This is a genomic window from Faecalispora sporosphaeroides DSM 1294 (assembly GCA_000383295.1).
Lineage (GTDB): Bacteria > Bacillota > Clostridia > Oscillospirales > Acutalibacteraceae > Faecalispora > Faecalispora sporosphaeroides.
Genome location: KB911067.1, coordinates 374,548 through 400,457 on the forward strand (window position 1 = coordinate 374,548; position 25,910 = coordinate 400,457).

Sequence of the window (25,910 nt, forward strand, 5' to 3'; positions counted from 1 at the left end):
AAATGCCGGTGCTGCCGGGCCGGAGGCTATTTTACCCCATTTTCGCGGCAATCGAGGCAAAATAGTCGGGCATTGGATTCTATATCGCGCTTGCAAGGGCTCAACTGCGCGCGCCCTGCGCTGCACGGGCGCAGGCGGTTTGACACAGCCCTTCCCAATACGATACAATAGAGATCAACGAATCTGATCGGGCTCTTCGGAATGTCACCGACTTATTTTACAATTTGAAAGGGGAAAAATACATGCCTCCCGAACCTGCGGGCATATTATCCGACGCACCCATGCTGCTCAGCGTGCAAAACGCCGAAACCGTCAATCCAGGCTTTAATCCGTTTGTTTCACTGCTGATTCTGTTTCTTCTGATTCTGGTCAACGCATTTTTTGCGGCCTCCGAGATCGCCATCATCACGCTCAACGACAATAAGATTCGTAAAATGGCGGAGGACGGCGATAAAAAAGCGGAAAAAATTCTGAAGCTGACGGAAAACTCCAGCCGGTTTCTTTCTACCATCCAAATTGGCGTCACGCTTTCCGGATTCCTGACCTCCGCATCGGCTTCTCAAAGCTTTGCGGCGATTCTGGCGGAAAAATTGAGCTTTCTGCCGATTTCCACCTCCCTGCTGCACGGCGTCTCTACCGTACTTATCACCATCATCCTGTCTTACTTCTCGCTTGTTCTGGGTGAACTGGTGCCGAAAAAGATCGCCATGCAAAAGGCCGAAGCGCTCAGCTTTCGCTTTATCGGCATTTTAAGCGCCACGGCTTCGATCTTCAGCGTTTTTATCTCGTTTCTTACCGTTTCCACCAACTTTGTTCTAAAGCTTCTGGGTCTTGACCCGAACACCACGGAAGACACCGTCACGGAGGAAGAGATTCTCATGATGGTCGACGTCGGCGAGGAAAAGGGCCTGATTGTCGGCAGCGCCAAAGACATGATCGAAAACATCTTTGATTTTGCCGATACCACCGTCGAAGAAATCATGACGCACCGCACCGACGTGGGCGCGGTAGAGGACACCAGCGCCATCGGCGACGTCGTGGCTCTGGCCATAGAAGAGGGGTACTCCCGCATTCCGGTATTTCACGAGGACCTGGACACGATCCTTGGCATTATTTATGTGAAGGATTTGCTGAAATATGTGGGCAGCGAGATCAACAGCAATGTAAAAATTACCGATCTGATGCGCCCGGCGTATTTTGTGCCTGAAACAAAGCGCTGTACACAGCTGTTTACCGAAATGACCGAGAAAAAAGTGCAGATCGCCGTGATCGTGGACGAATACGGCGGCACCTCAGGCATCATCACGATGGAAGACCTGCTGGAGGCAATCGTTGGCAATATTCAGGATGAATTCGACGATGAGGAAGAAGAGATCCGCCGCGTCAGCGACAACAGCTACACGGTGGAGGGCAGCACCTCAATCGATGAAATATCCGACCTGGTGGGCGTCGACCTGCCGGAGGGCGATTACGATACCATTGCGGGCCTGGTGGTCGAAAATCTGGGCCGCATTCCAAAGCCCGGCGAGCACCCTACGGTTCGCGTGCAGAATCTGGCGCTGACCGTGCAGGAGGTGGAGGAAAATCGCATTTCCCGCCTGCTGATCGTCAAAGACCTCACACCGCCTCCCCCGGAGCAGGAAAACGGGGGCAAAAACACTTCATCAGTTAAAACAGACTCCTCGAAGGAGCACCACCACCATCACCATCTTTCCTCGTTTATCGACACGGAATCGTAATTCAATCCCAACTGTCAGCCCCGCGCCACACATTCGGCGCGGGGCTTTTTGCGCTTTTATTTCAGATTTCGACGCACCAGTCAACGCCATCGCGTAACGTGCAAAACCAAGCAAATATCTCCGCTTGACACTTCACCTATTATGCATTACAATATAGCCAGTATATTGCATTGCAACATAGCAGCAGGCAGGAGGAAGCACCGCATGATACCGTCACAAATGCTCAAGGGTACGCTGGAGGGCTGCATACTGAAAATCATCAGCAGGCAGAAGACCTACGGCTACGAAATATCGCAGCAGCTGCAGCAGTACGGATTTGCCGACATCTCGGAGGGAACGATCTATCCCCTGCTGCTGCGGCTCGAAAAAAGCGGACTGATTACCGCCGAGTACCGGGAATCGTCGCTGGGGCCCCGGCGAAAATACTTTTCTCTTTCCCCTGAGGGCGAAGCGGAGTTAAGCGAATTTTACGCGAATTGGAAAGAATTGGAGCAGGCGATTAATAACCTGTTTGTTTATGGAGGGAATCACAATGAATCGAAACGCTAAGCTGCTCAACCGCAGCAACAATCAGCTTGATGAGCGCCTGACCGCCGAAAACGGCCGGGTGATGACAGATATGGTCTGCTATCTGCGCGGGTCCGGCCTGTCCGAATACCATCAGGAGCTGGTTCGGCAGGATCTGCTGGAAATGGTGCTCTCCGCACAGGAGCGCGGCGATTCCATCGATACGGTAATCGGCGGCGATTACCAAAGCTTTTGCGACGAAATTATCGCCAGCCTGCCGCCGAAAAGCGCTTTCCAGAAGATATGCGGCATTCTCAGCACTCTTTTTCTGTGCGCCGCGATTCTGTGTGCCATCGGCGTCGTGTTTTCAAACGATACCTTTGAGCTGATCCGTTCGGCCATCGCCGGCCGGCCCCTGAATTTTCACATTTCCGTGCCAGTCAGCAGTCTCGTGTTCTTTTCCCTCATAATTGCTTTTTCCGTTTTTATCGTGCAGTACATCTGCAAAACGGCCTTTCTCACAGGACGGCAGAAGCCAGGTCTTGGGAAAAACGTTCTGATCGGCATGGGGATCATGGCATTCTTTCTGGTAATCGCATGGTTTGGGCGCGCCGTGGCCTTTACCGTCTCCCTTTGGGCCGCCTGCATCGCGATCGTCGTCATGCTCGCATTATACAAGGTTCTGGAACAGTATGAAGGCTGATTCTCCTTCTCTGCCGGGCGGCGATTGGCGATTCGTACTCCGCAATCCTAAGAAAGCTTTCCCGCTTTTCACAGCAGGAGGGCTTTTTTCATCTTGGTCTGAAAGAGTAGCTTTCAGCGGGTGCCCCGCATGGGATTCCGCTTACAGGGGCCGTTCCTCCAACGGATTCCCAAGGTGCCCTTAGGCGAATCTTTGCTTCCTTTCTTTTCGTCAAGAAAGGAAGGGCCCGCCCCGGCCTGAGGTGCAAACAAACGAGAAAAGAATTTTCCCTGCGGTGAAGCCGCACCGGAAAGCTCTCCCTTCAACAAATAAAGAAAAGGAAAGCCTGCCCCTGCCTAATGGGCAAACTGTCAAAAAAATTTTATTTCCAGCAACAAAAAGCCTCATAAAACAGCTTTCCTTTCAGGAAACAAAGAAGCTCTGAACCCTCCTTACAAAAAAAGCACCGGATTTCTAAAAAATCCAGCGCAATTCATTCCCATGTGACAATTTTTCTCATATGCGTATTTTATCTTGCAAAAAGCCCCAAATAATGGTAAGATTGACCTCGTAAGGCACGATTAAAGTGCAAAGCAGGGACGGAGTGTGGCAACACTCCGCCCCCTGCCCACGGAGAAACAGCCTCCATAAGCAACGGCAAAGCCGCACCATGCAGACACAGTATAACTCATTTTTCCCCTTTTGTATAGGGGGGATTGTGGCAAAAATGGGTACCCCACAAAGCGGGAGTTGTGTATTGCACTTGTGATGATACAGGCGCTGTGTTTATGGAAGTATCCCTGTTCGGGGGGATTCCGTAACACGCGCTTTTTTGTTGCCTTACAGGCAAGCTTCGGTACGGGCCGGAGGTCAATTCATGAACATTCCCCCGAATTTCATGCGAAAGCGATGGTGCAGTTCATCGCAGCCCCGGCTCTTCCGCTCTTGTCTGTAAGTGAAACCCTCCCGCACACGCCGCCACGTGCGGGTACCCGGCCCTTCCGGCCGAAAGCGCCGTTCCCCAAAAGGGAACGGCGCTGTTTTTTTATGCGGGCCGAGCCTGCGAACCTATTGGCTCAGCTCGTAAAATAGCTCAGATTGCGGGCGGCTACGCCGTGCGGCTTCGCCCCGGCCGTTACCATCACCCGAATGGAGGAATGCACGCCCCGCACCGTAGAGCTCACGGTGGTCGGGTCGGCGCTGGCCCTCAGGGCAGTGATGCGGTAATACACATCCACCAGCCCGTCGCTTCTGGTCACACGGCGCAGCTCCTTCACAGACGCGATATGCGCACGGCTCGAAACCGTCTGCACCTCATTCGCGGAAGCGCCGGAGAGCGTCACCTTATAGTCATAAATATTGCCCGGTGCAAACTCATAGCTCAGGGTATCGATCATCACCCATCCGCTCCTGTTCGTCGGTGCAGCGCCCGACGTTACCGTGAGCGTATAGCTGGTGGTGGTTCCGTTCGAGGATTTCACCGTAAACACAGACGTTCCCGCGGAAAGGCCCTGCACCTGGTATTGGGTGCCGCCGTTCACCGCGGTTGCTGTCCCCACTACCTGCGCCACATACGGATTCCCGGACGTAACCGTAAACGTACCCGAGGTGGGCCGCTGAATGAAAATAGAGGTCGTTCCGCCCACCGCTACCGTGCCGGAGTAGCTGCTCAGCTGCACGGAATCCGTGGTGCCGGAGCTGGTGCTGCCGCCGGAATTGGGAAAGCGAAGATTTGTCGGGCTCAGCACATAGGAGCCGCCCTTGGAAACCGGAATTTCAAATTCGTAATCGTCGTCATCCAGATGGTACTTGGAATTGGTCTCAAAAGAAAGCTTCGAGCCGGACAGCTTGTACAAATAAAAGTCGTTGTCCAGGGCGTAATCCAAATCCCCATAAAAAATCGGGTAAAGATCCTTTCCATCAGGGTCCTTGTCCACCGGAATGATCAGCTTGGTATCCTTCGGCAGCTCGCCGCTGTACTTCATCTGGATCACCACACTGTTAACGGTAATCGGGTCAGAAATCGAAACGGCAGAAACCGAGGTGGCTTTCAGCGCCAGATTAATGTCCTGGGGTTTATCCATCTTTCCGTTGGAAAATTCCCACGCATATTCCTTTCCCTCTTTGGAATAAATTTCAAAGGTAGCCTTGCGCCCGCTCTTTTCAATCGCCTGTAAGGTGGATTTGGGCATCGTAATCGTTCCCATATCCTGCACGGCCTTGGAGGTCGCCGAATCAAAATTAATCTGCACCCGCACATCGTCGCGGTCGTTCATTAACGAATATTCAATTCTTGCCAAATCCGCTGTTTCAAATTTAAAGCTGGAGGTACTTTTCGGATAGATGTCAAAGTCCTCCACATCTCTTGCCGCCTGGACTGTCTGAAAAGGCGCTGCAGACCACATCAGCCCCAGCGACAGTACCGCCGCAATCCATTTTTTCGACGCTTTTCTCATGGCTTTGCTTCCTCCCTGCATTCATGCCCACTCGCCGCAGGCGGTTCTTATGCTGCCGATCAGATCATGTATCACAATTTTCCTGTTTTTCCCTCTCATTATATATAAAATCTAACTCTGCGTCAAGGCAGAGGAACAATCCGCTCCGGTTCCTGCGGCCCGTAATATGGGGGAGACACGTTGACTTCGCCCGGCAAATCGAATTTATTTGCTGCGTTTTTTCAGCACATCCTCCACTGCTTCAAAAGCTTTCTTCAAAAAGTTGATCTTTCTGTCGAAAATCACCGTTCCGTTTTCCCGAACAGAGATTTCCGCAAGGATTCTGTCATTGTTTTCCGTTTTCTCCGTGCCGCCTCCCAGTGTAGTCCATTGAACCGTCACATCCTCGGGGGTCGGCGAACCTGTTGTTTCAACAAGAAACTGCGCGCCGTCAAAAAATTCCGCCTCCGATTTCGCGTTGATCACCAGCCGCCCCTTTTGCCGGTATACTTCAACCGAATTGAAGTCTTCCTTCGATTCATACAGCAATTCATCCCTTGCCACCCCAACGGGAAAAGGATTCTGCGATGGCGGCGCGGCGGAAGTGCAGGCGCTCAACACGACACCAAAGGCAAGCGCCAAACACAGAATAGCGATTCTTTTTCTCCTCATGATTCTCTCCGCCTCTCCTCTCTTGCTCCATGCAGCCTCAAAACCGTCCCGGCACGGCACGAACAATCCTGTCCTTCCTCGCAGCGAAATACCGCTGAGACCACCTGAAAAGCAGGCTGCCCTCAGTAAACCGATCTGTATCTGCTCTCAAAGCACAAAAAGAGTGCAGCAGCGTCGCACTCTTTTTGATCGATTTTCCGTCAGCGCATCCTTTCGGCGGCCGGCGTTTTTTCCAACGCCGATCAATCCGCAAAATTGGGCATGTCGCCCTCCTCGTGGCCGGCTCCTTCAAAATAGACCTGGTACCACAGCAGGAACACAAATACCGTCCAGATGCGGCGGCTGTAATCGCGTCGGCCCTTAAAGTGGTCGTCCAGATACCGCAGAAGCTCCTCCGTGTGGAAAAACTGCTTTGCCAGATCGGACGAAAACGCGTCCTTCACGATTTGGTAGTACCGCTCGTCGCGCAGCCACACGCGGGTTGGCACCGGGAAGCCCAGCTTCTCCTTCTCCGCGGTGCGCGCGGGCAGGTGCCGCAGCGCCGCCTGACGCATGGCGTATTTGGTGGTTTTGTTCTTCAGCCGCAGGCTCTTCGGGATCGCCGACGCCACACGGAACACCTCTTTATCCAGGAACGGCACGCGCAGCTCCAAGGAGTTTGCCATGCTCATCCGGTCGGCCTTCAGCAGAATATCGCCCACCATCCACAGGTTGATGTCCAGGTACTGCATGCGGGTCACGTCGTCCAAATCCTTCACGCGGTCGTAATACGGCTTTGTCAGCGTCTGCGGGCGTGTTGCGATGGACGGGTCCTTGAGCAGGCGCAGCTTATCCTCGTAGCCGAACATTTTGGCGTTGCCGATAAAGCTCTCGTTCGTGGGGAGCTCACCGCGCGTGAGAAAGCCCTGCCCCACAAAGTGCCACGGCACCTTCTGCACCACGCGGCGCAGGAACGTGCGCAGCCACTGGGGCAGCTTATGGTAATTGCGGAATACATCCGGCTCGTTGTAAACGGTGTAGCCGCCAAACAGCTCGTCGGCGCCCTCGCCGGACAAAACCACCTTTACATACTCGCTCGCCAGCTTTGAAACAAAGAACAGCGCAATGCACGACGGGTCGGCCAGCGGCTGATCCATATGGTACTGCACCTTTTTGATGTTGCCCCAGAATTCCTCCGAGGTAATCAGCTTTTTGTGGTGCTCCACGCCGATCTCCTTCGAGAGGCTTTCGGCCCAGTCGATTTCGTTGTACTTTTCGCCGAAATCAAAGCCGACGGTAAAAGTTTTCTGCCCCGGAAAATACGTGGCCACATAGCTCGAATCCACACCGCTCGACAGAAAGCAGCCCACCTCCACGTCGCTGATCTTGTGGCACTCAACCGACTCCTCGAACACCTTTTCAATCCGGTCGATCGCTTCCTCCTCCGAAAGAGACTCGTCCGGGTCAAAGCGCGGCTCCCAGTAACGGGTGGTGGTCACTTTGCCGTCTCGCAGCCACAGGTAGTGGGCGGGCAGCAGGCAGAAAACGCCCTCAAAAAATGTCTTGGGCGGAACGGCGTACTGAAAAGACAGGTAGTTGTTCAGCGTATCGTAATCCAGGCGCTTCTCAAAGCCAGGGAACTCCAGAATGCTCTTGATCTCGGAGCCGTACACAAAGTGGCCGTTGACCGTGGTGTAGTGCAGCGGCTTAATGCCGAAGAAATCCCGCGCGATAAACAGGGATTTGTCCTGCGTGTTCCAGATTGCGAACGTGAACATGCCGCGCAGGCGGTTCAGCAGGTCCTCGTGCCATTCCTCAAAGCCGTGGAGCAGCACCTCCGAATCCGTTTGCGTCGTGAACACGTGGCCCTTCTCTATCAGCTCCGCGCGCAGCTTCTGGTAATTGTAGATCTCACCGTTGAAGGTGAGCACCAGCGTTTTATCCTCGTTGAAAATCGGCTGGTCGCCCGTAGACGACACGTCGATGATGCTCAGGCGGCGGAATCCCATCGAGATATCGTCCGTCTGAAAGGCGCCGCTGCTGTCCGGCCCGCGGTGCGTGATCTTATCGGTCATGCTTTTCAGCACGGCCTCCCTGTCAATGATTTCGCCTGTAAATCCGCATATTCCACACATAATCTGATTTGTTCCCCTTCTCCGGTCAAAAGTGTTTCCGCGAGAGGGATACCGTTGCGCTTTTTCCCCGCTTTCGGCCGGAAAAAGACACGGATCTCCTTCTTGCGGCGCACCCGTTTCTGCTTATTGCTCCAGCAGCGTTCTGGCCAGCGCCGAATCGACCAGCTGAAAGCCCGATTCCTGAAAATCAACACGCTCCGCGGCGCGAAGCGATTTTTCATATACCTCCAGCCGCACTCCCTGGTACACCGGCTTTTCCTCTCCTCGCAGGAACATGGAAAAGCCGAGGTAGTCCAGCTCTTCGCTCTGTGTTAAAAAGAATGCTTTTTCCACTTTCATCTGCTGCTTGCGCTCGGTCAGCTCCTGCAGCGCCAGCTTGACCATCTCCAGCGCCACGTCGTTCAGGCCGCTTTCAAAGATCATCACTTTTTCTTTCAGCTCGGCGGGTGTGAGCACCAGCCGCTTTTTCAGCCCGGCAAGCGCCGGGTGCCGCTGCTCCGCCTCAATCACCTGCTGGGTACGCCCCGCCGGGGAAAGACAGACCAAAAACCCGCGCTCTTTGTCGTGATACAGGCAGGGGTACACCATCTGCGCACGGTAACCGCAGTCCGGGCATTCCCAGCAAAACAGGGTCTCGTTTAGAATCTGCTCCCGCTGCTCCGGGTCGGCCGAAGCGTCGATTTCGACCCACATGCGGCTTTTGTTCACCGCCCCGCAGCCGGGGCAGCTGAGCTCTTTGGTGATGCAGGCTGACACAATAACACCCCCGTCGCTTCTTATAAAATCGTTCCGCCGCCCACCACCAGATCATCCTGGTAGAACACAACGGCTTGTCCCGGCGTAACGGCGCGCTGCGGCTCGTCGAACAGCACGCGCACCTTTTCTTCCCCATCGGGCAGCACCCGCGCGGCCGCGGGCCTTGCCTGGTAGCGAACCTTGGCCTGCACATGCAGCTCGGCCGGCGGCTCGTCAAAGGCAATCCAGTTCAGATCGCCGGCGGCCAGCTCCGAAGCGTACTGGCTGCCCTCCGGCCCCAGAACGATCCGGTTGTGCCCGGCGTCGATCGCATTCACATACATCGGCTGCGGAAAGCTGACTCCAAGGCCCTTGCGCTGGCCCACGGTATAATGGGTAATCCCCTTGTGGCGGCCGAGCACACGGCCCCCGGCGTCCACAAAATCGCCTGCGGGCGGCTCTTTGCCCGTATACCGGCGGATAAAGCCCGCGTAATCCTTGTTTTCCACAAAGCAGATTTCCTGACTGTCCGGCTTTTTTGCCACGGGCAGCCCGGCCTCCTGCGCCATGCGGCGCACCTCGGGCTTTTCCAGCTCCCCCAGCGGGAACAGCGTGTGCGCCAGCTGGCGCTGCGTCATGGAGTACAGCACGTAGCTCTGGTCCTTCCCGGCGGGGGAACGGTACAGCAGCCAGCGGCCGTTTTGATTCTGCCGCACAATCGCGTAATGCCCGGTAGCGACGGCGTCAAAGCCGAGCTGCTGCGCCCGGCGCAGCATTTCTTCAAACTTTAAATACCGGTTGCAGTTGATGCAGGGGTTCGGCGTGCGCCCGGCCTGGTAATCCTTTGCAAAGGGCTCGATCACATCGCGCTCGAATTCCTCGGTGAAATTCATCACCAGATGCTCGATTCCCAGCCGGTAGCAAACGCGGCGCGCGTCATCTATGTCATCCAAAGAGCAGCAGCCGCCGCTCTGGCTTGTGCACATGTACTCGTCCGGGCGCAGACGCATTGTCACCCCGGTTACCTCATACCCTTGCCTTTGCAGCAAAAGAGCAGCGACAGAGCTATCCACCCCGCCGCTCATTCCCAGCAGTATTTTTTTGCTCATGCTTTCGTATCCCCGTCCTGTTCGCGCAGCTCCAGCTTTCCGTCATCCGTCAGGCGGAACGCTTTTCGTTCCGCCTTCACATCGTAAATCAGCTCCCGTGTCGCCTGCAAATCCAATATGTGGGGGCAAACCGCTCCGGCCTGCTCCAGCTCCTGGCGCATTAGATTCACGGCCTCGCCGGCGCCGCCGGCGTGAGTGATGAATCCGTATACCGTTTTCCCGCGCAGATCGTATTCCCGAATAAAGTCGTTCACCGCCGGCGTGATGTTCCCGGCCCAAACCGGCGACGCCACGATCAGCGTTTCATATTCGGCAATATCGGAATCCACGGGAAGAATATCGCCGCTCTTGCGGCGGATCGCGTCGTACACGCCCAGCGTATACGCGCCGACCAGGCCCCGGCGGGCAATTTCTTTCAGCTCCACAAAATCGGCGTCCAGCGATTTTGCCATGCAGCCGCACAGCTTTTTTGTTTTCCCTGTCTGGGAAAAACAGACGATCAATGGTTTCATGCCGGCGCTCCCTTATTCTTCCGCGGGAGGAATCACACTGCCGTCTGTCTCGTCGGCCGCTTCGCCGGAGGTATTTGTTTCGGAGGTGCTGAACTCCTCATCATACTCTGCGGTGCCGTGAGAATGGGTTCTCCCCACTCCGTCAACCCGGCGCAAATCACGCTCATCCTCGTACATATCGTCGTCGTAGCTGTCGAATTCGGCGTCGTGTGTCTGGCCGGTATAACAGTCCTCATAGTCCTCGTATTCGTTGTAATCGTCCTCTTCCTCGTCGGTGAGCTCCTCCAGACGGCTCAAAGCGCGGTCCAAACGGCGGCGGGAATTTTCCAGCGCCAGGCAATGGCGCTCCGTCTCCTCCAGGTTTTTGTCGCGCAGATTATTGAAATAGTATTTTCCCAAAGCAATATACGCGCGGTCGATGTTCTTTTCCTCACAACGTACCACGGCCTTGATCCGGTTAATCAGCGCGTTCTTTCGGTTGGCTTCCACTACAAAATCAATCGCTTTTGTCACATTGGATGCGACGGAAGATAAAATTTTCATAGCTTCTCCTTTATCCGCTGCACCGTTCCGCTTGATTTACCGGGTGGCCCGGCCGGAACGGCAAATTTTTTCAATTGCTGCCCTTATTATATCGCAAAAGGCCTTGGAATAACAGAAAATTTTTGTGAATTTTTTAGAACCTCTTTTTCAGCAAACCGGGGCGGCACCGTCTCCCACGCAGAGGTTCACCACCCGCGCCGGCAGGCCGGAAAGCTGCGCCACACGCTCCACCGTCAGCGGGCTGTACCACTCGCACCAGTCCGGCAGCCTGTCCTGTAGCAGGAGGCAGGCCGCGAAATAATCCGCCTGATTCTCCAGCCGCGGCATACACAAGTTTGTCGTTTCCGCAAGCTCAATCGCGTTCGTTTTCCCGTGCAGCAGAACGTGCCCCAGCTCATGCGCGCACACATACGCGCGCAGCTCCGGCGGGACGCCGAGATTCAGCACAACGGTAAAACGCTGCTGAAAACAAAGGCAAAAACCGTTCACCGACCCGGGCAGATCCTGCCATAGCACGGGGATGCCCAAATGGTCGCACAGCTCAAAAACATCGCCGCCGCCAAGCCGCAGCCTGAGCGATCGAACCAGCCGGTCAATCCTTTGATTCGTCATTTTCTCCCTCCTCCGGAATAGCGATCGCCGCCGCCACCCGGATTGCATTCACGATTTTTTCACGGTCCGCTTCGGAAAGAGGCGCGCCGTTAAACATCAGCCCCTGCTGATTTTTCAGAATGTTCGTAAAGCGGTCAATGACGGTATTGACCTCCTGTTGGGGCTGCGGTTCCTCTCGGATGCCGAGCAGCGTGTCCGTGCTCACATGGAACAGGCGCGCCAGCCGAGCCAATAGCTCGCTGTCCGGCTCACGCCTGCCCTGCTCATACATCCCCACTGCCGAGGCGGAAATGCCCAGGCGCCTCGCCAGCTCCGCCTGGGTCAGGCCGTATTCTGTCCGTAGTTTTTTCAGTTCCGCCGAAAACATAACGCTCACCCATTCCGAAATTTCACCGTACGGCCGGGGCGCACCCGCGCCTGCCGAGCGGCACGCCGCCCGCGCAAACGGCGTTGCCGTTCGCACCCGGGGGCTTTGATGGGGCCATTTTATCACACATTTCGTGTTTTTTCAAGAGCAAATTCTGAAAATGATAGTGCCTTGCCCGCCACTGTCCCATTTATCTCCCTGTGCTTATTTTATCGAACATTTGTTTTATATTTCTATTGCAGTTCGGGTATTGCTATGATATGATGAAGTTCGACAAGCCCCGGTAATTCCATTCCACTCTGCCGCGCTTTGTCATTCAGTCTACACGTTTTGTGTATAAGAAGGAGAAATGACATGGATTATACGAGTTGGGGAGAAGAATACCTGAACGAGGCGCAGGCGCTCAAAGCCAGAATTGACAGTTTGCGCAGACAGCTGAAAACCGCCGCTCCCAATGAGGCCAAGCAGCTGAACGAACGCGTCGCGCTGATGTATTCGATGTACCTGGACTGCCGCGAAACCGGGCGGCTGCTGCAAAGCTTTGCAAAAGGAAGGGGGACGCGCCGTGAAAAGGAAACGCCTGTCGCTTGACCAGTTCACAGAGGGCCTTGCCGGGGTGCAGGAGTACCTTCGACAGGGGGAATCAACAGATGCGGAATACCGCCGCATGCTGCATACGCTGCGCCGCGCCATGGAGGGCGAGCTCACCGACCGCCAGCGCCAGTGCGTGCAGCTCTGCTTTTTTGAGGGCTGTACTGCACGGCAGGCGGCAAAAGAGCTCTGCATTCACGAATCGACCGTCAGCCGGCACCTGAAAAAGGCGCGCTTGCGGCTGGGGCGTGTGCTCCGCTATTCGTTCGACCGGCTGGAATAATGTTGACAAACGCTCTGTCCTGCTGTAAAATGAAACAGCTAATTTCCCGCAGGATAGAGCGGGCAGTTTCTTATTTGTCTCCGTAGCTCAGCTGGATAGAGCGTTCGCCTCCTAAGCGAAAGGCCGCGCGTTCAAATCGCGCCGGGGACGCCAGAAGATTCGGCCGAAATAGATGCAGGGCTGAAAAATCCAGTATCTATGCGGCTTTGTGAGGGTTTTGAATGAATCATTCAAGGCCCTCATTTTTCATAGATACAGCTTGTCTGCATCTTATGCACCCTGCTGCACCCTGCTTTTTAACAGGAATGAAAGGGGTATCGAATGAAACTGCGTTTTTTGTGGCAGCAGACCCAGCAAATAGCCGGTCTTATCTATGCGACCATTCGATACAATGACAAACTTCCAGACAAAGATACGTATGTCGGTTCTGTTGAATATTCTCCTCCTTTCTCCGGCAAGTGGGTTGTCGCAAATGGAGGTGTAGACGTAGAAACCTCACATTCATGGGATATTTATCCGCAGCGGTATGCCTAAGATTTTGTGATTCTGGATGACGAGGCAAGCAGTTATTCCGGATCAGGCAACACAAGTGAGCCGCACCTCCATTTTCAAGTACAGAACACAAAGAATTTTTATTTTTCCATAGGATTGCCGATACGGTTTACATCCATAAGAAAATCTCCAATACCGAATCACGAACGGTCAGACCCACGTCAGGCACCAAATGATGAGGATCTTGATGATTGTTATATTGCCCGCGGATTGGCGGTGCAGAATCAAACCAAATCATAAAACAGAAAGCATCGTTTTATTGCACTCACAAACCAATATCAAATAACACTTGACTTCCCCCTTGGGGGCTGGCTTAAGATAATCTTGAGAGCAATGAGAATAGTGTCAGGAGGAAAGATGATGCAGATAAAAGAAGTTTGTGAGAAATGCAAGCTAACCAAAAAAGCGATAGAATATTACGAATCTAAAAACCTGATACATCCGCAAATTCTCGAAAACGGATACAGGGAGTACAGCGATGCAGATATCGCTGTACTGAAAGAGATCTCTGTGCTTAGAAAATGCGGCATCAGCGTTGCCGATATTGCAGAGATACTAACCAGCTCAAATAAACCGGCTGCTTTGGCCAAGTGCAAATATATCACAGAATTACGGATGCAGCGTTTGAATGATATACAAAAGCGTATGGACAGTCTGATTGCTAATTACGATATAAATCGTGAATTTGATTATCTGCAAACGCACGATGAGGATTTATATACCATAAAAGAGAAATTAGTCTTTGCTTTCCCCGGAAACTATGGCCTTTATGTATCGATGCATTTTGGCCGCTTCCTGAACGGGACAATTGAAACCGAGGAACAACGAAAAGCTTATGATGCGATCGTGCAATACCTTGATCGTGTGGATTTGTATTTGCCTGCGGAGCTTTCTGAATTTCTGGAAGCACTTTTCAATGCAAGTGAAAAAATCGATGCGCTAAAGATCGAAGAAGAAACAAATGGCAGGATGCATGAAATGCTTGCCGATACAGACGGTTACTTAGAACGCAACCGGGAAGAGATTGAACAGTATATTGAATTTAAAAGCTCTGATGAGTATCAAAATTCCGAAGCAGGCAAATTCCAAAGGTATCTGTTGGATTTTCAAAAAGAAAGCGGCTATCAGGAAGTTTTAATAGCCAACATGAAAATACTCAGCCCTGCTTATGCTGAATATTTGAAAAAGGTTGAAGCGGCAAACGACATTATGCTGAAAAAGTATCCAAAAGCAAAGGATATGTATAAATCAAACTAATATTAAGATTATGATTGTTTTTTAGGGCAATCATAAATGCGGATGCTCTTTTGGTCCAAAGCAGTAGTCATATCATTGGATACCTGCGAAAAATCCGATTTATTTTGAGAACTTGGCGCTCCCTCTGGTAAAAGATAAGAAAGCTTTTTTTCACGGTGTCTACAGCAAACAAAGCCTGCACGCACGACGCTCTCCTCACCTCGGTGGGGAGCGTTTTGTTCTGTCCGCAATTCATTCCATCCCTTTCATTCCCCTGCCCCGCCGCAGAAAAAGTGCCGGAAGAAATTTCTTCCGGCACTTTTTCTGTTGTCTTTTTATAACAGGCTCTTTCTGACTGCGAGATTCGGGCAAAACGACAAGAATCGTGTGTCAGTCCTCCTCTTCGCCGTCCTCCGCTTCCTCACAGCCGGAATCGCTCTGAACATTCTTCCTTGCCAGCTCGGCGTAATACTGCATGTTCGCCTTCCCCCACTCGAACATCTCATCCACAATGGGAACCAGCGTTCTTCCAAGCTCCGTCAGGTGGTATTCCACCTTGGGGGGAACCTCATCAAATACATTCCGGTAAATTATTCCATCCTGCTCCAGCTCGCGCAGCTGTTTGGTCAGAATCCGGTTGCTGATATTCTTAAACAGTCGAAACAACTCACCGTACCGGAGCGGGCCCTCGTGCCCAAGGTGCCACAAAATCACAATTTTCCACTTGCCGCTCATCAATGAGAGCGTAAGCTCTTTTTCGCAGTTATACTCTCCGTTTAAAAGTCGCTTTTGAAGACTCTGCCTTAGCGTCAGTACCAAAACAATGGCCCCCTTTTTTTCAGAAGATGTATCGTATCCGTCCTTTTTCAAACCCTTTATTACCAGTATAAGGCAATTTTTTAAAAAAGTAAATAAAAATAAGGCAGATTTCTTCAATATTTTAAAGCAGGAATGCCAAACAGAACCCATTACGGTTTGTAATGAGCTCCATTTGGCATTTGTTCAATCTATGCTATCCAATCAGGAGGATTATGCGAGTAAAATGTTTTTGAGAATATAGGATTTTTCCTGCGTCATTTCCTCCAGCGTAACGCTGATTCCCTCCCGGCCGATCCCGCTCATTTTCCACCCGCCGAAGGGCTGGTCGGTATGGCGGTAATTGCCCGAGCCGTTGATTACCACGCCGCCGCACTCCAGCTGCGACGCAACGCGCATCACCCTCCTCATGTCGCGGCTCATCACGCCGGCCTGCAGACCGAAACTGGTTTGATTCGCAATGCGGATTGCTTCCTCCTCCGTGTCGAACCCGATGATCGGGAGCACCGGCCCGAAAATTTCCATGTCGCGGGCTACCTCCATTTCGGGCGTCACATGGTCGAGCACAGTCGGCTCAAAGTACGATTCCTCGTAAAGGCGGCCGCCGTGCAAAAGACTTGCTCCCTGCTCCACCGTGTACTCAACCTGCCTCTTTACCTCCTGCGCCGCCCTGGGGCTGATCAGCGAGCCGAGCTCGGTTGCCTCGTCGAGCGGGCTCCCCAGCTTCAGATTTTCTAATCTTTCAATCACCCGGCGAATAAATTCCTCCTTCACGGAGTTCTGCACCAAAAAGCGCTTCGGCGCGCAGCAGGTCTGGCCCGCGTTCTGCACACGCCCCTGCACCGCGTCGGCCACAGCGAGCTCCATGTCGGCGTCCTCAAACACGAGAAAAGGATCGTTGCCGCCCAGCTCCAAAAAGACACGCTTGAGGGTCTCCGCTCCGGCTTTGGCAATGCCTCTGCCCACCGCCGTGCTGCCGGTCAGGCTGACCGCGTTGATCCCGCCGCTGTTGACGAGCAAATCGCCCACCACGGCTCCGCCGCCGGTGACCAGCTGCAGCACGTTGCCGGGAACACCGCACGCAAGGCAAAGCTCCACAATCTTCATAATTGTCAGAGGATTGTCTGTTGCCGGTTTAATGATCACCGCGTTCCCCGCCGCCAGAGCCGCGGCCGCCTTCTGCGAGCAGAGCTCCACCGGGTAATTGAACGGGGAGATGCAGGCCACCACGCCGAGCGGCTCCCGCCGGGTAAAGATGATGTCGTTTTCCGTGCCGATCTGATACTCCGTCATGGTTTTTCCGTAGTGGTGGTTTGCGGCCTCCGCAAAGCCGCGGAAAATCTGCGCGCAGACGCGGATCTCACCACGCGCCTCGCGGATGATTTTGCCCATTTCGGTAGAAAGGCTCACGGCGAGCTCTTCCCTGCGGGCATCAATTGCATCCGCACATTTTGTCAGAATCCTCGAACGCTCGTGAACGGGAGTCGCCGCCCAAACCCGCTTGCCGATCTGCGCCGCGTCGACCGCGCGCTGAACGTCCTGCGCAGTCGCCACCGGAATCGTGTCGAGGAATTCCTGCGTTGCGGAATTCAGAACATCGGCGGTGGCCGCATCCCCCGCGTCGACGCGTTCTCCATTGATGAACATTTTCAATGTAAGGCACCTCACCTGTCTGTTAAATTTTGCGCGGAATCAGAAGGAAGCGTTCGGGTCGTAATACTTATCCACATTCTTCTTGCTCACGCTGACCGGGTCCAGATAAATCGTTCTGGAAATGCTCTCGCCGCCGTACCATTTCAGCACGGTTTCAAGTGTCAGCGTTGCACATTCCTTGGGGTCATTTCTGCCGGTAGCCAAAATCTGGCCGCCCTCTTTGATCAGGCGGTACATTTCCTTCTGGCCGTCCGCGCCAACAATCACGATATCGCTTCTCTTTGCCGCCTGAACCGCTTTGAGAGCGCCCAGCGCCATGTCGTCGTTTTCGGCAACGATGCAGTTAATGGAAGGAGCCGCCATCAACATATCCTCCGCCGCGGAAAGGCCGCCCTCCTGGTTCCAGTTGCCCCAGCCCTGCGTCAAAACCTGCACGCTGGTTTTGTTGGATTTGCCAAGCTGTGTTTCAAGAATGCCCTTCATTACGCCCATTCTTCTGTCAACGCCCAGCGCATTGCCTTGATTGCCGCTGAGCAGACCAATTTTGATTTCCTTGTCGCCGAAGTGCTCCGCCACGTCGATGCCGACCTTGGTGCCCAGCTCGTAGTTGTTCGACTGAATCATCGCAATGTAATCCGCAGTGGGGTCCGCCGTATTATCCATAATAAATACCGCGATCCCGGCCTTGGTCGCTTCCTGTGTTGCGGGAATCACGCCCTTGGGGTCCTTGGGATTGATCACAATCACATCGCAGCCCTTTGCAATCAGGTCCTCAATATCGGCCTGCTGCTTTGTCATGTCTCCGTCGGCGTTCGCCGTATAGCAGGTGATCCCCTGCTTGGCGCAGGCTTCCTTAAAGGAACTTTCCTGCGTGGCAAAATACGCGCCGCCCAGCGTTTGCATCGAAAGGCCGATCTTCAGCTCCTTCACGTCCTTTTTCGGCTCCGCCGAAGAGGAGGTTCCGCCCGACGGAGTCTCCGCCGGCTTGTCTCCCGTAGAAACCGCGCCCGCACAGCCGAATAGGGATGTTCCCATCATGCAGGCCGCAAGCAGTACGCCCGCCACTTTTTTCCTGTTTTTCATTGCTACAATCCTCCCTGTCAAATGATTCAACCTGTTATATCTGCTGCAAAATCCCCGCTCCGGGGAAAACGCCTTGGTAGTGCGCGGGGCGTTTTCATCCCTTTGCAGGGGTACCCAGGTATCTGAACGGCGGCACTACTCGCCGAACCCCTGCCAAAGCCGCGCTAATTCTTTCTGCGGTTGCCCTGCAGCCATACCGCGACAATGATGATGATTCCCTTAATGACCTGCTGCGGGTAGCCCGCCACATTCATCAGGTTCATAATGTTGCCGATCAGCCCGAGGATCAGAACACCCACCAGCGTGTTGATCGCCGTGCCGCGCCCGCCGGAAAGGCTTGCGCCGCCGATCACGCAGGCCGCGATCGCGTCCATTTCCATTCCGCTGCCGATGGTGGGCGAGCCCACGCCTGTGCGCCCGTCGCTGATGATGCCTGCAAGCGCGCACAGAAAGCCCGAAACGGTGTAGACCATCCACTTATAATAGTTCACCCGAATGCCGGAGAGGCGCACCGCCGTTTCGTTGCTGCCAATCGCCTGCACAAACCGCCCAAAGCTGGTGTACCGGAGCAAAAACGCGATCACCACAAACACCAGCAGCGCCGTGATCACCGGGAACGGGATCGAATACAGAGAGCCCTGGCCAAAAATAGAAACCGCCCGGCTCTGAATCGGGATCGGCGTGCCCCTCGAAACGATATAGGCGATGCCGCGCGCGGCGGACATCATCGCCAGCGTTACCACAAACGGCGCCATGTTTTGGAACGACGAAAAATAGCCGGAAACCATGCCGCACAGCGCCGCGAAAAAGAAAGTGAGCAGCAGCGCAACCGGCAGGCTGGTAAAGGTTGCAAAATAGGCGAACAGAACACCACTGAGCGCAACGACCGAACCGACCGAAAGATCGATGCCCCCGGTCAGAATCACCAGCAGCATTCCCATGCTGACAATGGTGGTTCCCGAAAGCTGCCGCAGCAGGTTTGAAAGGTTTTTCTGCGTAAAAAACGCGTCCGATATCGTACTTGAAATCAGGATCAGCAGCAAAAGCACCACAAGGGCTATGTACTTTTTAAAGAGCGCGGAGGCGCGGTCCTTTCCCATGAAAGCTCCCCGCAGCTTCAAATCTTCACTTGCAGAATGGTTCATTTCGCATTCCCTCCAACCGCCAGTTTCATAATGTTCAGCTCAGAAAGCTCTTCCTTTTTCAATTCTCCCTTTTTTTCGCCGTTGTCGATCACAATCGTTCGGTCGCACATGCCGATGATCTCGTTCAGCTCGGATGAAATGATAATCACGCCCAAATTGCGTTTGGCAAACTCGTTGATCAGATTGTAGATTTCGATTTTGGCCCCGACATCCACCCCGCGCGTCGGCTCGTCGAAAATAATCACTTGGGAATCGGTGTTGAACCACTTGGCCAGCACCACCTTCTGCTGGTTGCCTCCGCTGAGCTGGTGCACCGCCGTGTCGATACTGTCTGTTTTCACCGTCAGCTTTTCCACAAGCGACTGCGCAAGACGATTCTCCTGCTTCTGCCGGATGACGCCGAGCGCTCCCCGTACGCTGCGAATATTCGGCATGGTGATGTTGTGCTTGACGGCAAATTCCAGCACCAGCCCCTGCTCCTTGCGGTTTTCGGGAATCAGGCCGATTCCGAGCCTCACGGCGTCCTTCGGGGAACGGATCGTAACCTCTTTTCCGTTCAAATACACCTTTCCGGATTTTTTCCTGTCCGCACCGAAAATCGCGCGCACAATCTCGCTTCTGCCACTGCCCACCAGGCCCGAAATGCCCAGCACCTCGCCACGGCGCACCGAAAAGCTGATCCGGCGAAAGGCCTCGCCCTCCAGCTCCTCCACCCGCAGAATTTCTTCGCCGATTTCAACTGTGCGCGGCGGGAACATCGTAGAAAGCTTGCGGCCGATCATCAGCTCGATTACCTGATTCATCTCCATCTGGTCGCACCGGCCCGTGCCGGTCACCTCGCCGTCGCGCATGATCGTAATGGAATCGGCGATCTGAAAAATTTCTTCCATCCGGTGAGAGATATAGATGATGCTGACCCCTTCTCCACGCAGCTTGTTCAGCGTTTCAAACAGCGCCGCGGTCTCCTTCGGGCTCAGCACGGCGGTCGGCTCATCCAGAATCAGAATTTTCGCGTTCTGCGAAAGCACCTTTGCAATTTCCACCACCTGCTGGTACGCCACGCTCAAATCCTGCACGCGGCTCTTCACGTTAATATCGAAGTTCAAACTATGTAACACGGCCTCGGCCTTTTCATAAAGGCGCTTCCAGTCGATCAGCCCGCCGCTGCTCAGGCGGTTCAGAAAAATATTTTCGGCCACCGACAAATCGCCGGCCAGCTCGAATTCCTGGTAGATAATCCCAACACCCAATTCTTTCCCTCTTCGCGGGGAACCGATTTCTACCGGTACGCCATCAATCTCAATGCTTCCTTCGTCCTTTTGATAGGCGCCGGACAGAATTTTCATCAGCGTAGATTTCCCGGCCCCGTTTTCGCCCACCAGCGCGTGAATTTCGCCGGGCTTTACCGCAAGGTTTACGCCGTTCAGCGCTTTCACTCCCCCAAAACTTTTCCTGATCCCTTCCATCCGGACACGATACCTGTCCTCCAAGATGCTGCCTCCTTCCCCCAAAACACAAGCATGCACGCATTTTGTTATATTCACTAAAAAAATTACATTTGCGATTTAATATTATTATAGTCAGCCCGAGATAATTGTAAAGTACGCACATTTTTGTTAGTATGACAGTTACAAAAATGTGCGTACTTTACAATTGAAAAAAATAAGGTATACTGAAATCAGAATAATTTACATAAAATACCAAAAATGGAATTATTTTATATTTATTGCGGGTAAAAAGGGGGTGATACCCATGTGCTAGCATCTTGTAAACTCAAGGACGCCTAGTTGAATGAAGCTAAAAGAAAGGAAGCGTGAAAAATCATGAAATCGTGGCTCAAAAAACTGTCTGTTTTCGCAGTGGCCCTGGCGATGGTGTTTTCCACCACCAGTGTGGCTCTCGCTGCTGACGCCAAAGAAAGCTCTACTCTGACGCTGTATGATTCCACCACCACTTTCCGCCATTTCGACTTTACATTGAACGCTGACAACTCCTTTCAGTCAGGAAATCCTTCCAGCATAGTCAACCAGGTTTTGAACACCAAAGTCATTGAAAACTCCTATATTAAGGCCACCTTCCTGCCGGATTACGGCGCGCGGCTGATTTCCCTGATCTACAAGCCGACCGGCAAAGAGCTTTTATATCAGAATCCCGTCGGAACGCCTTATGGGATCAACGAATACAATTTCTACTACAACTGGCTGATGGTTTACGGCGGAATCATGCCGACCTTTTCTGAGCCAGAGCACGGAAAATACTGGCTGACTCCCTGGAGCTACGAGGTTGTCGCGCAGGATTCCGAAAAAATCTCGATTCAGATGACAAAGACCGACAACGTCAACTTTGCGGCCACTCCCGGCAAATTCAATAACGGAGCAACCGGCATTACCTGCAAAGTGACCTATACGGTGTACGCGGACAAGCCCACCGTGGAAATGAAGGTCAATCTGAAGAACAACAAAAATCAGGCCGTCAACTACGAATACTGGACCTGCAATACGCTGGCGCCCGGCTCCACCCCCGGCAACACCGTCGGCTCCTCCTCCATGGAGATTGTCGCGCCGATGACCGAGGTCAAGAGCAAAGATGACTGGTGGCCCTGGATGGCAACTGTGGACGATGCGGTAGACGCACCGAATCACATCTTTCAGTTTGACAACCTTGCCCATTTCTCGAATTGGGACGACATGGGCATCGCCTATGCAAACGATCTTTCCGACAACTGGTGGGGCGTGATCAATCACGACAACGAGCAGGGTATTCTGCGCATCGCCGACAACGCCAACGCCACACCCGGCATGAAACTCTGGACCTGGGGACATGACCAGAGCTACGCCGTTGACCCGGAATCCTCTTACGGCAATTCCGCGCGTCCTTACATTGAGCTGTGGGGCGGCAACTCCTTTGAGTTCTTTGCCGACGCGACCCTGCAGCCCTTTGAGGAAAAGGAGTGGACAGAATATTATACTCCTACCGTAGGGCTCAGCCAGGTTACCAGAGCGAATCAGAACGCCGCGGCTTACCTGACCAAGAGCACCACGGGCACGCAGGCCACCTTCGACGCGAAGGTCAACACCACCCTGCCGGGGAAAACGATCCGCGCGACCATGAAGCTGATCGGCAGCACCAATTACACCCTTCTGGACACCACCTTTACCGCTCAGGCAAACAACGCCCAGACACTGACCGCAAACGCCGATCTGAACAACATCGAACCCGGCAGCTACACCTACCAGCTGGAGCTGAAGGATTCCTCCAATCAGGTTCTGCTCGTCGCCTCCATTCCGTTCACCAAATCCGGCGGCGGCACCTCGCCCGACCTGCCCAGCGCGACCTGGTATCTGTACAACCAGAACGTCAGCGGCACCTCGCCCGGCGGCCAGAACCTGCAGGCCACCAACAGCGGACTCACCGGCTGGCAGCCGATCCGTGAAATCACCTCTGCTCCCGCTTATTGGTACAGCCCCGAGTTAAACGGCACCTATGCCGCCGGGAACTGGGACTTCACTCTTTGGACTTCTGCGCCTGCGGGCGCCTCCAATGTAACCGTGGAGCTGTATCGGACAGATCTTGACGGCGGGAACGCCGTGCGGATCGGTTCGCAGACCAAGGACGTCTCCCTGACGGGCACCGGGAATCATCCGTCTCAGTACACCTTCAGCAACGTCGGCAAAACGACCTTCTCCGGCCAGCGCCTGATGGTGAAAATCACAAAGAGCTCCGGCGCGTCCGTCACCATGGCCTACAACACCAACGACTTCCCAACCCGGCTCGTCACCCCGTAACGCGGGAACGGCGATGCGCAAAGCCGCATCTTCCGCCGAACCGCGGCACTGAATTCTTCGTATGCCGGCCGGTCTCATCTTAAATGGGACCGGCCGGCATTTTTTGCAAATTGCTGCGCGCGTACTCCCTCCATCCTCCTTTCCCATACCCCGGTTTCTGCCAACACCCTTAAAATGCGAAGATTTTCTTTCCCGAAAAGGACGTGCATAGGGCTCTGTTTGTAATAAATACATAAAATTTTTAGAAATCCCATCTGCAAAAACAGCTTTTTCCTGAAATGAATCTTGACAAAAAATATCCAGTTTGCTAGAATACAATATAGAAAGCGGAGGTGGCACCTTGCTCATCACAAAAGAGACCGACTATGCACTGCGAATTCTGCGCGCATTGGCAGGCGGCGATCGTCTGACTGCCTCAGAGCTGGCCGCAAATGAGCAGATTCCACAACAGTTTGCCTATAAAATTCTCAAAAAGCTCCATAAAGCAGGCTTCGTTCAAATCGCGCGCGGGGCCGACGGCGGCTGTACTCTGGCCGCCAACCTCAGCGGCGTCACGCTGTTCCAGCTCATCCGCGCAATGGAACGGGACGCCGCCGTGAGCGCCTGCACTGCTCCCGGCTACGAGTGCCAGTGGCGGCGCGCGCACGGGGGCGAGGTCTGCAAGGCGCACATCCATCTTGCGCAGATTCAGCTGGCAATCAACCGCGAGCTGGATTCCCACACCCTGCAGGATATTTTATTTGGCAGCTGAACCTTCCCTCTCTTACCGTGGGCCAAACTCTAACGATACACAGTCGCAAAAGGAGGAAGCAATATGTTATTCAAGACCACACAGCAGCACGAGGAACTCCGGGCGAAGGTCCGCAACTTTGCGGAGGAAAAAGTCAAACCCCTGGCCTTCCTGCTGGACAAGGAAAACGAATTCCCGGAGGAAGCGGTCGCCGAGCTGGGAAAAATGGGACTGATGGGCATCCCTTACCCCAAGGAATGGGGCGGTCTGGGACTGGATATCATCAGCTACGCCATCGCCGTGGAAGAGCTCTCCCGCATCGACGGCGGAACCGGGGTCATTCTTTCGGCACATACCTCTTTAGGCACATGGCCTATTTTCGCCTTTGGCAACGAGGCACAAAAGAAAAAGTACTTAATCCCGTTATGTAAAGGCGAAAAGCTGGGCGCCTTCGGCCTGACGGAGACAAACGCAGGCTCGGATGCCGGAGGAACGGAAACCACCGCCGTAGATAAGGGCGATTACTACCTGCTCAACGGCGGCAAAATTTTCATCACAAACGCTCCCAAGGCAGATACTTACGTGGTCTTTGCCGTGACCACACCGGACATCGGCACACACGGCATTTCAGCCTTCATTGTGGAAAAGGGCTGGAAGGGCTTTGAGTTTGGTGACCATTACGACAAGCTGGGCATCCGCTCCTCCTCCACGGCAGAGCTGATCTTCAACGACGTAAAGGTTCCCAAAGAGAACCTGCTCGGCAAAGAGGGCGAGGGCTTTAAAATCGCGATGGCCACGCTCGACGGCGGCCGCATCGGCATCGCCGCTCAGGCGCTCGGCATCGCGCAGGGTGCGTTTGAGCAGGCGGTGGATTACGCCAAGGAGCGCGTCCAGTTCGGCAAGCCCATCGGCTTCCAGCAGGCCATCTCCTTTAAAATTGCAGATATGGCGACCAAGCTGCGCACCGCGCGCCTGCTGGTCTACTCCGCCGCCGAGCTGAAAGAGGCCCACGAGCCCTACGGCTTGGAGTCGGCCATGGCCAAGCAATACGCCTCCGACATTGCGCTCGAAGTCACAAACGACGCGCTTCAGATTTTCGGCGGCACCGGTTACCTCAAGGGCATGGAGGTGGAGCGGATGTACCGCGACGCCAAGATCACCACCATTTACGAGGGCACCAACGAGATTCAGCGCATCGTCATCGCTTCCCACATTCTGGGCAAGCCGCCCAAAAAGGCGGGCGGAGCCGACCGACGCATGCAGAAGCCCGCTCCGATCACGGGGGTTCGCAAGAAGGTGATGTTTCGTGATGGAGGCGCTAAAGACCAGGTTCAGGCATTGGTGGAAGCCCTCAAAAAAGACGGCTTCGACTTTACGGTCGGCATCCCGATCGACACCCCCATCGCCAAAGCCGAGCGCGTTGTATCCGCCGGCAAAGGCATTGGAGAAAAGAAAAACATGAAGCTGGTCGAAACCCTGGCAAAAGCGGTGGGAGCCGCTCTCGGTTCTTCCCGGCCGGTTGCCGAAACCCTCAAATATATTCCGCTTAACCGCTACGTTGGCATGTCCGGACAAAAGTTCACGGGCAACCTGTACATCGCCTGCGGCATCTCCGGCGCCAACCAGCACCTGAAGGGGATTAAAGACGCCTCGATCATTGTGGCGATCAATAAAAACGCAAACGCCCCTATCTTCAAAAACTGCGACTACGGAATTGTCGGCGATGTCAACGAGATCCTGCCTCTGCTGGCCGAGACCCTCGGCACCGGCGAAAAGCAGCCGGCCCCGCCCATGATAAAGATGAAGCGTCCGCAGATGCCAAGACCTGAGCCCATCGGTTCCCGCTACGTCTGCAGCGGCTGCGGCTACGAGTATGTGCCGGAGCTGGGCGATGAGGAAAGCGAAATCGCACCCGGCACCCTGTTCCAGAACCTGCCGGAGGATTGGGTCTGCCCCGAGTGCGCCGAGCCGAAGGATCAGTTTATTGAGGCATAATGTCAGAGGGAGGA

Annotated in this window: 25 protein-coding genes and 1 tRNA gene; 12 read left to right on the top strand and 14 right to left on the bottom strand. The window is 54.1% G+C overall.

Going from position 1 to position 25,910, the window contains the following annotated elements; genetic code table 11:
• Positions 1-242 precede the first annotated feature (242 nt).
• The 4 genes from G340_RS0105390 (at position 243) to G340_RS0105405 (ending at position 3,373) form a co-directional block, all read left to right on the top strand.
• Positions 243-1,739 carry a hemolysin family protein gene (locus G340_RS0105390; RefSeq protein WP_020072638.1) on the top strand — a complete coding sequence of 499 codons (1,497 nt, stop codon included), beginning with the start codon at positions 243-245 and terminating at the stop codon, positions 1,737-1,739.
• 204 nt (positions 1,740-1,943) lie between these two features.
• On the top strand, positions 1,944-2,288 hold the full coding sequence (locus G340_RS0105395; protein ID WP_027103876.1) for a PadR family transcriptional regulator: 345 nt from the start codon (positions 1,944-1,946) through the stop codon (positions 2,286-2,288).
• Positions 2,272-2,949: a DUF1129 domain-containing protein gene (locus G340_RS0105400; RefSeq protein WP_020072640.1), complete on the top strand. Its 678-nt coding sequence runs from the start codon at positions 2,272-2,274 to the stop codon at positions 2,947-2,949. Before G340_RS0105395 ends, G340_RS0105400 begins: the two co-directional genes overlap by 17 nt.
• 241 nt (positions 2,950-3,190) lie before the next feature.
• Positions 3,191-3,373 carry a hypothetical protein gene (locus G340_RS0105405; protein ID WP_020072641.1) on the top strand — a complete coding sequence of 61 codons (183 nt, stop codon included), beginning with the start codon at positions 3,191-3,193 and terminating at the stop codon, positions 3,371-3,373.
• A 631-nt stretch (positions 3,374-4,004) separates the two neighbouring features.
• Here the strand turns inward: G340_RS0105405 and G340_RS0105410 are convergent.
• From G340_RS0105410 to G340_RS0105455, 9 genes are all read right to left on the bottom strand, one after another.
• Positions 4,005-5,384 (bottom strand): hypothetical protein, encoded by a 1,380-nt coding sequence (locus G340_RS0105410; protein WP_020072642.1) that lies wholly within the window; start codon positions 5,382-5,384, stop codon positions 4,005-4,007.
• A gap of 204 nt (positions 5,385-5,588) precedes the next feature.
• Entirely contained in the window at positions 5,589-6,035 is a 447-nt protein-coding gene (locus tag G340_RS0105415; RefSeq protein WP_154653104.1) for a hypothetical protein, read from the bottom strand.
• Between the two features lie 242 nt (positions 6,036-6,277).
• The gene (gene asnB / locus G340_RS0105425; protein WP_020072645.1) at positions 6,278-8,149 is read right to left on the bottom strand and encodes an asparagine synthase (glutamine-hydrolyzing); all 1,872 of its coding nucleotides are present in this window, start codon (positions 8,147-8,149) and stop codon (positions 6,278-6,280) included.
• A gap of 123 nt (positions 8,150-8,272) precedes the next feature.
• Complete coding sequence (locus tag G340_RS0105430; RefSeq protein ID WP_020072646.1) at positions 8,273-8,905, bottom strand: CpXC domain-containing protein; 633 nt, start codon at positions 8,903-8,905, stop codon at positions 8,273-8,275.
• Between the two features lie 20 nt (positions 8,906-8,925).
• Positions 8,926-9,993 (bottom strand): tRNA 2-thiouridine(34) synthase MnmA, encoded by a 1,068-nt coding sequence (gene mnmA, locus G340_RS0105435; protein ID WP_020072647.1) that lies wholly within the window; start codon positions 9,991-9,993, stop codon positions 8,926-8,928.
• Positions 9,990-10,505, bottom strand: a complete 516-nt coding sequence (locus tag G340_RS0105440; protein ID WP_020072648.1) for a flavodoxin family protein — start codon at positions 10,503-10,505, stop codon at positions 9,990-9,992. Before G340_RS0105440 ends, mnmA begins: the two co-directional genes overlap by 4 nt.
• A gap of 12 nt (positions 10,506-10,517) precedes the next feature.
• Positions 10,518-11,048, bottom strand: coding sequence for a hypothetical protein (locus G340_RS0105445; RefSeq protein ID WP_020072649.1), 531 nt, complete (start codon positions 11,046-11,048; stop codon positions 10,518-10,520).
• 147 nt (positions 11,049-11,195) lie between these two features.
• A complete protein-coding gene (locus G340_RS0105450) occupies positions 11,196-11,660 on the bottom strand; it encodes an ImmA/IrrE family metallo-endopeptidase (RefSeq protein ID WP_020072650.1) in 465 nt (154 codons plus the stop codon).
• The gene (locus G340_RS0105455; protein WP_326522326.1) at positions 11,641-12,153 is read right to left on the bottom strand and encodes a helix-turn-helix domain-containing protein; all 513 of its coding nucleotides are present in this window, start codon (positions 12,151-12,153) and stop codon (positions 11,641-11,643) included. Before G340_RS0105455 ends, G340_RS0105450 begins: the two co-directional genes overlap by 20 nt.
• A 228-nt stretch (positions 12,154-12,381) precedes the next feature.
• Between G340_RS0105455 and G340_RS0105460 the strand changes: the two genes are divergently transcribed.
• The 5 genes from G340_RS0105460 to G340_RS0105475 all read left to right on the top strand — a co-directional run bounded on the left by G340_RS0105460 (position 12,382) and on the right by G340_RS0105475 (position 14,710).
• Positions 12,382-12,618, top strand: a complete 237-nt coding sequence (locus G340_RS0105460; RefSeq protein ID WP_020072652.1) for a hypothetical protein — start codon at positions 12,382-12,384, stop codon at positions 12,616-12,618.
• Positions 12,593-12,901: a sigma-70 family RNA polymerase sigma factor gene (locus G340_RS0105465; RefSeq protein ID WP_020072653.1), complete on the top strand. Its 309-nt coding sequence runs from the start codon at positions 12,593-12,595 to the stop codon at positions 12,899-12,901. Before G340_RS0105460 ends, G340_RS0105465 begins: the two co-directional genes overlap by 26 nt.
• A gap of 76 nt (positions 12,902-12,977) precedes the next feature.
• Positions 12,978-13,054 (top strand) — tRNA-Arg (locus G340_RS0105470).
• 168 nt (positions 13,055-13,222) lie between these two features.
• Positions 13,223-13,435 (top strand): hypothetical protein, encoded by a 213-nt coding sequence (locus G340_RS17825; protein ID WP_154653105.1) that lies wholly within the window; start codon positions 13,223-13,225, stop codon positions 13,433-13,435.
• 378 nt (positions 13,436-13,813) lie between these two features.
• On the top strand, positions 13,814-14,710 hold the full coding sequence (locus G340_RS0105475) for a MerR family transcriptional regulator (RefSeq protein WP_020072654.1): 897 nt from the start codon (positions 13,814-13,816) through the stop codon (positions 14,708-14,710).
• A gap of 369 nt (positions 14,711-15,079) precedes the next feature.
• Here G340_RS0105475 and G340_RS16435 read toward each other — a convergent pair whose 3' ends face one another.
• The 5 genes from G340_RS16435 to G340_RS0105505 form a co-directional block, all read right to left on the bottom strand.
• Entirely contained in the window at positions 15,080-15,508 is a 429-nt protein-coding gene (locus G340_RS16435; protein WP_033402196.1) for a winged helix-turn-helix transcriptional regulator, read from the bottom strand.
• 210 nt (positions 15,509-15,718) lie between these two features.
• Positions 15,719-17,152: an aldehyde dehydrogenase family protein gene (locus G340_RS0105490; protein ID WP_326522327.1), complete on the bottom strand. Its 1,434-nt coding sequence runs from the start codon at positions 17,150-17,152 to the stop codon at positions 15,719-15,721.
• 45 nt (positions 17,153-17,197) lie between these two features.
• Positions 17,198-18,241: a substrate-binding domain-containing protein gene (locus G340_RS0105495; RefSeq protein WP_020072658.1), complete on the bottom strand. Its 1,044-nt coding sequence runs from the start codon at positions 18,239-18,241 to the stop codon at positions 17,198-17,200.
• Between the two features lie 164 nt (positions 18,242-18,405).
• Positions 18,406-19,386 (bottom strand): ABC transporter permease, encoded by a 981-nt coding sequence (locus G340_RS0105500; RefSeq protein ID WP_020072659.1) that lies wholly within the window; start codon positions 19,384-19,386, stop codon positions 18,406-18,408.
• A complete protein-coding gene (locus G340_RS0105505) occupies positions 19,383-20,876 on the bottom strand; it encodes a sugar ABC transporter ATP-binding protein (protein WP_020072660.1) in 1,494 nt (497 codons plus the stop codon). The genes G340_RS0105500 and G340_RS0105505 overlap by 4 nt, the downstream gene beginning before the upstream one ends.
• 333 nt (positions 20,877-21,209) lie before the next feature.
• On the opposite strand from G340_RS0105505, the gene G340_RS0105510 reads away from it, so the two are divergent.
• The 3 genes from G340_RS0105510 (at position 21,210) to G340_RS17435 (ending at position 25,896) form a co-directional block, all read left to right on the top strand.
• Positions 21,210-23,171, top strand: a complete 1,962-nt coding sequence (locus G340_RS0105510) for a DUF5107 domain-containing protein (RefSeq protein WP_020665329.1) — start codon at positions 21,210-21,212, stop codon at positions 23,169-23,171.
• 340 nt (positions 23,172-23,511) lie between these two features.
• Positions 23,512-23,922, top strand: coding sequence for an RrF2 family transcriptional regulator (locus tag G340_RS0105520; RefSeq protein ID WP_020072662.1), 411 nt, complete (start codon positions 23,512-23,514; stop codon positions 23,920-23,922).
• 63 nt (positions 23,923-23,985) lie between these two features.
• Entirely contained in the window at positions 23,986-25,896 is a 1,911-nt protein-coding gene (locus tag G340_RS17435) for an acyl-CoA dehydrogenase family protein (RefSeq protein ID WP_020072663.1), read from the top strand.
• Positions 25,897-25,910 lie beyond the last annotated feature (14 nt).